General features: G+C 44.0%; 7 protein-coding genes. 3 read left to right on the top strand and 4 right to left on the bottom strand.

The features are described 5' to 3' along the window. Nucleotides 1–475 precede the first annotated feature (475 nt). Entirely contained in the window at nucleotides 476–2,929 is a 2,454-nt protein-coding gene (gene gyrA / locus VN379_RS06320; RefSeq protein WP_325531946.1) for a DNA gyrase subunit A, read from the bottom strand. A gap of 184 nt (nucleotides 2,930–3,113) precedes the next feature. On the opposite strand from gyrA, the gene VN379_RS06315 reads away from it, so the two are divergent. From VN379_RS06315 to buk, 3 genes are all read left to right on the top strand, one after another. Continuing rightward, a complete protein-coding gene (locus VN379_RS06315) occupies nucleotides 3,114–3,752 on the top strand; it encodes a manganese efflux pump (RefSeq protein WP_325531944.1) in 639 nt (212 codons plus the stop codon). Between the two features lie 23 nt (nucleotides 3,753–3,775). Next, on the top strand, nucleotides 3,776–4,402 hold the full coding sequence (gene ytaF, locus VN379_RS06310) for a sporulation membrane protein YtaF (protein WP_325531941.1): 627 nt from the start codon (nucleotides 3,776–3,778) through the stop codon (nucleotides 4,400–4,402). A gap of 91 nt (nucleotides 4,403–4,493) precedes the next feature. Beyond that, nucleotides 4,494–5,561, top strand: coding sequence for a butyrate kinase (buk, locus tag VN379_RS06305; RefSeq protein ID WP_325531939.1), 1,068 nt, complete (start codon nucleotides 4,494–4,496; stop codon nucleotides 5,559–5,561). A 61-nt stretch (nucleotides 5,562–5,622) separates the two neighbouring features. On the opposite strand, the gene VN379_RS06300 is transcribed toward buk, so the two are convergent. The 3 genes from VN379_RS06300 to VN379_RS06290 all read right to left on the bottom strand — a co-directional run. After that, nucleotides 5,623–6,924, bottom strand: a complete 1,302-nt coding sequence (locus VN379_RS06300; protein ID WP_325531937.1) for a SpoVR family protein — start codon at nucleotides 6,922–6,924, stop codon at nucleotides 5,623–5,625. After that, nucleotides 6,924–8,126, bottom strand: a complete 1,203-nt coding sequence (locus tag VN379_RS06295; RefSeq protein WP_325531935.1) for a YeaH/YhbH family protein — start codon at nucleotides 8,124–8,126, stop codon at nucleotides 6,924–6,926. Before VN379_RS06295 ends, VN379_RS06300 begins: the two co-directional genes overlap by 1 nt. Nucleotides 8,127–8,146: 20 nt before the next feature. Continuing rightward, on the bottom strand, nucleotides 8,147–9,821 hold a 1,675-nt coding region (locus tag VN379_RS06290; protein ID WP_325531934.1), incomplete at its 5' end, for a serine protein kinase.

Below are 9,821 nucleotides of genomic sequence, written 5' to 3'. Positions count from 1 at the left end.
TGTGTTAGGCACGCCGCCAGCGTTCGTCCTGAGCCAGGATCAAACTCTCCAATAAATTTATTATTGAAGCCGTTTATCGGCTCATTGTAAATCAAATCTTGTTTGTTGCTTGTGCTGCAAGCAGCACATCGCACATCTGGCTTTTTTATGATGCATTACTTTACATTGTTCAGTTTTCAGGGAACGGTTTGTCACATTCGCATTATTGCCGAACTTGACAGCTTTTATATGTTATCACGTTTATTACACCGCGTCAACATCTTTATTCTTGGCTTTTCTTGCTATCAGTATTCATACTTGGATATTATTACCTTGTACTGAACCGACTTGATTATCTTATCATGTCTGGTTTGTTTATGTCAATAGAGTTCTCATGGATTTATCGTAAATAATACACAATTGTACCAAGCCATTTGGCCAAGTCGAATCTGGAAAAAAACAAAAGATCCCGCTACTGCGGGATCTTTTGTCTATACTAATCATTATTTGCTTTTTTCTCAACAACCGCTAAGGCAACAACCTGATCGTCTTTATCGGTACGCATAACCTTTACGCCCTGCGTACTTCGGCTAGTCACCGATATTGTATCAATCTCCATCCGGATAATGATACCGTCACTGGTTATCAACATAAGCTCTTGTCCTGGTTTAACTATCTTGATACCAACAACATAGCCAATTTTTTCAGCGGAGTTCGGTTTGATATTGATAACACCTTTACCGCCGCGGCCAGTTATCCGGTATTCGTTAACCGGGGTTCGTTTACCATACCCTTCAGAGGTAACGGTCAACACTTCACCGTCTTTTCGCACAACCTCCATGCCGATTACCTGGTCGTCCGCTTCTAGATTAACCCCGCGGACACCATGTGCTGTCCGGCCCATTACCCGCACATCAGATTCATGGAAAACAATGGCCTTACCATCCCTGGTACCCATAATGATATCCTGCTCACCGTTAGTCAGCTTAACACCAATCAAATCATCATCTTCATCCAGGGAGATGGCAATCAGGCCGCCTTTACGGGCAGTGTCAAATTCCAGTAGTTCGGATTTTTTGACAATCCCTTTTTGTGTAGCCATAAATAGATGCCGCTTGGCACTAAACTCTTTAAGCGGGATAACCGCTGTGATTTTTTCGTCCTTTTCCACCTGGAGCAGGTTAACGATGGCAGTCCCTTTGGCCGTACGCCCGGCCTCCGGCAGCTCGTACCCTTTAAGCCGGTACATCCTGCCCCTGCTGGTAAAGAACAAGAGGTTGTGATGAGTTGTTGCAACAAAGAGATGTTCAACAAAGTCTTCTTCTTTGGTTCCCATCCCGGTTACACCTTTGCCGCCCCGTCGCTGACTGCGATAGGTATCAACAGGCAGGCGTTTAATATACCCTTGGTGTGTTAAGGTAATAACAATATCTTCTTCAGCGATAAGGTCTTCCATGTTCATCTTAGATACATCGCTGGTAATAACAGTACGCCGCTCGTCAGCAAACCGTTTTTTGACATCCAGGAGCTCTTCTTTAATGATACCCATTACTTTACCCTCGTCTGCCAGCACACCTTCCAGCCATTCGATGGTCTCCATGATATCCTTATATTCATTCTCAATTTTTTCGCGTTCAAGCCCAGTCAGGCGTTGGAGACGCATATCCAGGATAGCCTGAGACTGCTTTTCGCTGAGGGTAAACTTATCTATCAAAGCATTTTTAGCAATTTCAGGGGTTTGGGACTGTCTGATCGTTCTAATAACAGCATCTAAGTGATCAAGTGCAATTTTTAAGCCTTCTAAAATGTGAGCCCGGGCCCGTGCTTTATCCAGTTCAAATTTCGTCCGGCGTACAATAACAACTTTTTGATGCTCAATGTAATGCTGCAGAACCTCCATCAGGTTAAGAACCTTAGGACGCCCGTTAACAAGCGCCAGCATATTTACCCCAAAGGTATCCTGCATTTGTGTATGTTTATAAAGCTGATTTAAAACAACATCAGCATTGGCGTCGCGTCTCAGTTCAATGACAACGCGCATGCCCTTCCGGTCACTCTCATCCCTGAGATCGGTAATACCATCAATAGTCTTATCCCGGACAAGTCCGGCAATATTTTCGATCATCCTGGCCTTGTTGACCTGATAAGGCAACTCGGTAACTAAAATACGCTGCTTACCGCTGGACATGTTTTCTATTCTGGCCTGTGCCCGGATTTTGACACTGCCCCGCCCAGTAGTATAAGCCTGCCGAATCCCTTCACGGCCAAGAATTAAGGCTCCGGTCGGGAAATCAGGCCCTTTAATTGCCATCATTATTTCATTGATAGTCACTTCAGGATTATCAATCATCATAATCACGCCATCGACCACTTCCCCCAGGTTGTGAGGGGGAATGTTAGTAGCCATTCCAACGGCTATACCTGATGATCCATTAATTAATAAATTAGGCACTTTGGCCGGCAGTACTGACGGCTCTTTTAAAGACTCATCATAGTTAGGTACAAAGTCAACTGTGTCTTTTTCAATATCGGCTAGCATTTCTTCAGCAATTCGCGACATACGCACCTCGGTATAACGCATAGCTGCCGCCGAGTCGCCGTCAACAGAACCAAAGTTACCATGTCCATCTACCTGCATATAGCGGGTAGAGAAATTTTGCGCCATTCTAACAATGGCATCATATACCGAAGAATCACCGTGGGGGTGATATTTACCCAAAACTTCGCCGACAATACGCGCCGATTTTTTGTGCGGCTTATTGGCAGCCATTCCAGCTTCGTGCATAGCGTAAAGTATCCGCCTGTGAACAGGCTTGAGACCATCGCGAACATCAGGCAATGCCCTCATAACAATTACACTCATCGCATAATCGATATATGAATTTTTCATTTCGTCTTCAATTTTGATTGGCAACACTTTGCCTAACCCTAAATCTAAACCATCTTCCACAAAACCACCTCAATACTCGACATCTTACTATATTTTCCCCACATATGCAAAAAAATCCTGCAAAAATGAATTTTACTTAGAAAAAGTATCTGACTTCCTGCCCTGTAACGCATTTTCACCTCCGGCCATATACTAAACGTGAAAAGACAAAACAGTTTATCTCATAACAGGAGGCATATTGTTCATGACCATCTTTTATGTATTGCTGCTCGGCTTGGCTGTCAGTATTGACGGTTTTGTGGCCGGAATCGCTTACGGTTTAAAAGATATTCGCCTACCCTTTTCATCTTTATGCATTGTCGGGGTTGTAGCCAGTATGTGCACTGCAGTAGCAATGGTAATGGCCTATATGGTCGGTCAGTTTATTCATACAGACTTTGCTATTTTAATCGGGGCTACATTACTAATTCTCCTTGGCCTTTGTAGTCTGTTTCAGCAGTATTTAACTAAGGGTGTTGCATCCTATGAAATAGAAGGTGAGGTTACAGCCCGCAAACTAACCTTTTCCTTAGGACGCTTAATTGTCAGTATTATGGCTAAACCCGAAACTGCCGATGTTGACAGACTCGGTGTCATCAGCTCATTGGAAGCTGTCTTTCTGGGGCTGGCAGTGGGAGCTGACGCGATGGTAGGTACCTTTGCGGCTGCGCTTATGGGACCGCTGCCACTCTACACGCCACTCGCAATCGGGATAATACATATGATCTGTATCTCAGGCGGCTATCACTCTTCCCGCAGACTTATTTCGGAAAAATTAAAAAAGCGGTTTCCTTATCTCCCCGGGACATTATTAATTATTCTTGGGTTACTACGTTTGGGTTAGGTTGCTGTTAGGAGGCAGAAATTATGTTCTATGTAGTATTATTAGGTTTTGCTGTCAGCATTGACGCCTTTGCCGCCGGTATGGCTTATGGGATAAAATCAATTAAGATGCCCGCAAATTCCCTTGCAGTCATCGGTATTATCACAGCTCTTTGTACCAGTGCTGCTATCGCTCTTGCCTATTACTTAGGTTCATTTATTAATACTTCACTGGCAGTTGCCGGCGGATCGCTGCTTTTAATAGCAATTGGGGCCTGGAACATCTTTCAGGAGTACCTTACCAAACACAAGAGACGCCAAGATGTCGTAGCAAATGACACCCATCTAAAATTCCGTATAGGCCGTATTGTTATCAGTATAATGGCCGATCCGGAGACAGCCGATATTGACCGATCCCATTCCATTAGTCCCTCCGAGGCTATCTTACTGGGTTTAGCATTAGGTATTGATAACATGATTGCCACATTTGCGGCCGCGCTGATTAAACCGCTCCCGCTCTATACCCCGGCAGTTATGGCTTTCATCCAGGTGTTTCTAATTGCTGTGGGAATTAGCGCGGCATCCCGCTTAGTCTCCGATGACTTAAAAAAACGTTTTCCCTATGTTCCCGGAGCAATCTTAATCATCCTGGGACTTATGCGCCTGGTTTAAACCAGGTGCTTTTATTTTATTTCACTTAACAAATTGAGCGAATAATACTACAATAAGGATATATCACATTGGATGCTATTGGGAGGTTATCATGGCGTATCAAATTTTAACAATTAACCCTGGATCAACATCAACTAAAATTGGTTTATACCAGGACACCAGCGAGGTAGTTACTCAGAATATTACCCATAGCGCTACAGACATTGCTCAATTTGCCACCATTACGGATCAGATTAAATTCCGCCTGGAAAGCATACATGAATTTTTAGCCTTCCAAAATGTTAACCCTTATGACCTTGCCGCGGTCGTTGGCCGCGGTGGCTTGCTAAAACCCATGGTAAGCGGTACATATCAAATTAATGACAGTATGCTGGCAGATTTAAACAATAACCGGTATGGTGCCCACGCCAGCAATCTTGGTGCCATTCTAGCTGATCATATTGCCAAGCAAGGCCGCTGCTTAGGCTATATTGTCGACCCCGTAGTTGTCGATGAACTGGCGCCGATAGCCCGTGTTACCGGTCGACCTGAGATATCCCGCAAAAGTATTTTTCACGCTCTTAACCAAAAAGCCGCCGCCAAACGGTTTGCCAAAAGCATTAACAGACCATATAACAGCCTCAATCTGATTGTAGCTCATCTCGGTGGCGGTATTTCTGTTGGTTGTCATACTTTTGGTGAAGTTCTCGATGTAAATAACGCGTTAGATGGAGACGGCCCTTTCTCACCGGAACGAGCCGGAACGCTGCCTGCCGGCCAGCTTGCGGAGAAAATTATTGCTGAAAAGCTGGACTACACGGCTACCTCCAGGTTATTAGCCGGAAAAGGCGGTCTGGTAGCCCATCTGGGCACTAATGATGTACGTGAGGTTGAGCGCCGCGCTATAACCGGTGATAAACAGGCTGAACTTATCTATCAGGCGATGATCTATACAATCGCCAAAAGCATTGCCGCTGCGGCCGTACCTGTCTGTGGCAAGGTTGATCATATTATTCTTACAGGCGGTATCGCTTACTCAGAGCTGCTAACAGACAGACTTAAACAATACATCAGTTTTATTGCTCCTGTTACCGTATTGCCTGGTGAAAACGAATTGCAGGCCCTCGCTGAAGGAGCATACCGCGTACTTACCGGTGAAGAAGTTGCCCGGGAATATTGAGAATAAACTACCCTCTGGTCAAGGCCTTTGCCTTAATCAGAGGGTAGTTCTTTTTAGTGAGTTACACGTCCCACACAGATACTATTTTATCTTCGGTACACCGGACAACTTTATCCCGATTATTAAGCTTTGTCTTTAAATCCACCTTACCGCCCCATAACTCGGAGATATATTTAATTGTCTCTTTGGCATAATTCATCTCTAGTTCCCGCCCATCATAGACATGCTCAAGTACCAATACCCCATTTTCAATACCTTGAGGATTTATTTCCGGAACCATCCCCAAACCGACCGAATTTGCTAATTCATCTCTAATGGTTTTCCAGCCCTCTTCGTCTGCCACCTCAGACACGACAATATCAACACCGCGCACATTATAATTAAACAGAAACATTTCCTCACACAACTGCCTGTTCAAATACCGTCTTAAAAATGATTGATCCCTCTCCTGAGCGCGTATCTCAAATATTTTTTCCCGTCCGATGGTTTTATCCAGATACTCAAAAATTTTAAAACCAATAAAATATGGGTTGATACTGCCTTCGTGGGGCCTGATAACCATATTATGACGCTGTAAAAATTCAAAATGCAGTCCCTGCTCCAGTTTCAGCTGATTAAGCAGCATATAGTGCCAGTAACTGGCCCACCCCTCATTCATAATTTTTGTCTCCATCTGGGGCAGGAAGTAGAAGGTTTCCTCTCTCACTATACTGATTAAATCCTTTTCCCAATAAGCTAGATTACCGCGCTCGCTTAAATAACTCAGCAGATCACACTTAAGCCGTTCAGGGATCTCATTGGGTGTCTCTTGTGCCAGTTCACTCCTGCTTGGTAGTTTTCCCTCACCGGTTCTTCTAACCTGAAACCGGAGCGCATGAGCAGCATCCAGAATACGCTCCACCTTTTTCGGTCCAATACTAGGGTCGGCAATATAGTCCCGTACCCTGCCGGCATGGCTCTTAAACATCTCAACAGTTAATTCAGCCCGGGTGTTCTGCTTAAATAAACGATTGTTTTTAAAAAAGTCATTATGACCGTAGACGTGAGCAATTGTTAATATTTGCAGCAGCAGGGTGTTATCCCGCATTAAATAGGCAAGACAAGGATCAGCATTGATAACCATCTCATAAGGCAAGCCAGTCAGGTTATAGCTGTAAAAGGTTTTTTGCCGTTCATATGTTTTACCAAAACTCCAATGGGGGTAATGAGAGGGCATGCCGACATAGGATTCATAGCACAGCATATCTTCATAGCTGCAAATCTCAAACTGCTGTTCATAACAATCAAGGCCTTTTTCTTTGATTAGTTTCTCGATCTGATCATTCCATTCCAGCAATTCACTTAGCGTATATTCTGCCGGCATTAAATCTCACCCCCGATCTCTGACCCGGTTTCTTTTTCCTTTTCAAGCACCTGCTTAAAAGTCGGCCAAATATCGTCTTTGCAGCCCATGGAGACAATAATAAAATTTTCATCTTTAACTTTCTGTTCCAACTCCCGGCGAACAGTTACACCATAGCCATAATTGGCAAGTATCTCAACATACCCGAATAAATTACTGACATTAACTAGCTCCTTGGCTCTTTCAATGGTTCTAGGGTTATCTTCTGTCCAGTTATCACCATCTGTGCAATGAAAGCAGTAGATGTTCCATACGGTGGGACTGTAGCGCTGTTCGATGATTTCAAGCGCTTTTGCATAACCGCTCGAAATCATAGTACCACCTGATTCTCCGTGATGAAAAAACTCACGCTCATCGACTTCCTTGGCTTCTGTGGTATGAGCAATAAACACGACTTCTACATGCTCATACTTCCAACGAAGAAACTGGTATAGCAGAAAATAAAAGCTGCGGGCCAGGTATTTTTTACTCTGGTCCATCGAACCAGACACATCCATTATGCAAAAAACAACTGCATTTGAGTGCCGGCGAATATCCTCTTTGACCCGAAAGTATCGCAAATCATCCTCACGGAAAGGAACCCGCTCCCGTTCCTGGGGACCGTCATGAAAATCAGCCTCCGGATATACCTTTTCCCTGATTAGTCCTTGCTGCCGCTTGAGCTTTTCTACCATAGTACGCTTTTTGGCCAATCGCGGCGGGATACCTTTACGCTGATAACCCGCTTTTTTAAACTTGTATTCCGACTCTTGCAAGGCATACTTTTTCCGCTCTAAATCCGGCAATTTAATGTCTTCAAACATGTAGTTGATGATTTCATCCATGGTGATCTCTATCTCATAGATATCCTCAGCCTGCTCACTGCCGGCAGGTCCCATTCCTTTTTCCTGCTGATTATTGCGTCCAATAACCTGGCCACGCTGTTCCTTGCCTGTGCCACTTGCTGTACCGCCGTTATTTTTGCCATAGATAAATTGGTATTCTTTGATCCCACGGATAGGTATCTTGATTTTTTTATTCTTACTTTGGCCAATTATGCTTTCATCAGCAATGATCTCTCCCATGTTTCGCTTAATCGCATCCTCCACCAGTTCCCGATGGCGCTTGCGATCATATTGCGAGCGATCTGACTGACCGGTACGTCCCTCCTTAAAAATTGCCATAGATCACCTCCACTCCCGCGCTAGTCCTTCCAGAGATTGTTAGCGGCATATTTTAATATTACATTGCAGCAGTGCGGGCAATAGCCATTGTCTTGCATGGCCTCGACCATGGTATTAAACTTGCTGTCCTGTTCTTTATCTCTTACCCGTGATTGGGTAATAATGCGAGAGAGTTCTTTCACTGAAGCTGTCAGCTTCTTTTCAATAGCTTCTTTTAGTGGCTCGTAACTGCCATATTCGATTTTTCCTCCACCCCGCATCACAGTAAACATATAGGAGGTAACATCCTGCCTAAATCCCTGAGCAGCTGTACCGGTAATCCCAATCTGCTCTTCGATAGACTGTAAGAATTTGATGTCAGGCTCAAGCTCTTCCCCTGTACTTTTATCTTTTAATTTTGTCGAATTAACATAGGCTTCAGCATGGTCAAGATAATTATTGAATAAACTCTCTGCTTGTTCTCTATACCCATGAATAAAGGCTTTTGTTACCTCTTTTTCCAATATTTTATTATATTCTTTTTTAACAGTATCCTGGAGAAAAGCAAGATATCTTTTCTTTTCATCATCACCAATTGCCAATTCCTTCGTTGCTTTGACCATTGTTTCAATAACAGCAATCGGATTTATGCAGTTAAACTCCGACTCGGACAGGGTGGTATCAAGGGCTTTCATGATAAAGCGGGTCGAAATGCCGGACATCCCTTCGCGCGGCGCCTCATCACGCAGTTCAAATATATCAATCTTCTTGGTTGATCCTTTTTCAACAATCTCTTCACCATTATAAATTTTTAGTTTAGTGAACGAATCGACCTTAGCAGAAGGTGTTAGCCGCGTAAGAATAGCAAACATAGAGGCTACCTCGATCGTGTGAGGAGCAATATGGGCGTTAAAACTACTACTTTTCAACACCTTGCGATATATCTTAACTTCTTCATCCAGTTCCATGCAGTACGGTACCTCTACCTTAACTATCCGGTCAAGAATCGCTTCATTGGTATGATCTGATTTAAACTTATTCCATTCTGCTTCATTGGAATGAGCCAAAATAATACCGTCAAAATAAATCATTGCCCCCTTACCGGGTGAGGGAATTGATTTTTCCTGAGTCGCAGTGATCATGGTATGGAGATATTCCACATCATTTTTGAACACTTCGATAAACTCGACTACACCCCGGTTACCCACGTTAAAAGCACCGTTGAGAGACAATACCCGCGGGTCATCTTCAGGATAAAGGTCAAGTTTAGATATATCCACAGACCCTGATAGCACAGATGTATCCTGATTGTTGGGGTCAACGGGCGGCACAACGCCGATGCCTTTGCGGGATCTAATGGAAAACTCTGAGGTTGTGACCGGAAATCTCTCAAACTCACCCTGATATTCATTTTTGAGCCGATACCGGCAGATAGGACACAAATCTCCTTCAATTTTTATCCCCAGCATTTCTTCAAATTGCGGCCTCAGATGCTTGGGAATAAGGTGAAGCGGCTCTTCCCGCATTGGGCAGTCTTTGAGAACATAGACCGGCGGACTCATCTCCAAAGCCTGTTTTAATGATTCCATAATAGATGATTTGCCGGCGCCAACCGGACCTACCAGATATAAAACCTGGCGCGATTCTTCCCCTTTCATCGCAGCAGAATGGAAATAGCGCATAATTTTCATAATACTTTTATCAATGCCAAAAAAT

Source organism: Sporomusa sp. (assembly GCF_035561255.1).
Classification (GTDB): Bacteria; Bacillota; Negativicutes; order Sporomusales; family Sporomusaceae; genus Sporomusa.
The sequence above is the reverse complement of the archived record's forward strand: the minus strand, read 5'-3'. Positions and strand labels throughout refer to the sequence as shown.

Coding starts and splice junctions, on each gene's coding strand:
- VN379_RS06315 (WP_325531944.1), top strand. CDS start 3,114: ATGACCATCTTTTATGTATTGCTGCTCGGCTTGGCTGTCAGTATTGAC.
- ytaF (WP_325531941.1), top strand. CDS start 3,776: ATGTTCTATGTAGTATTATTAGGTTTTGCTGTCAGCATTGACGCCTTT.
- buk (WP_325531939.1), top strand. CDS start 4,494: ATGGCGTATCAAATTTTAACAATTAACCCTGGATCAACATCAACTAAA.
- VN379_RS06300 (WP_325531937.1), bottom strand. CDS start 6,924: ATGCCGGCAGAATATACGCTAAGTGAATTGCTGGAATGGAATGATCAG.
- VN379_RS06295 (WP_325531935.1), bottom strand. CDS start 8,126: ATGGCAATTTTTAAGGAGGGACGTACCGGTCAGTCAGATCGCTCGCAA.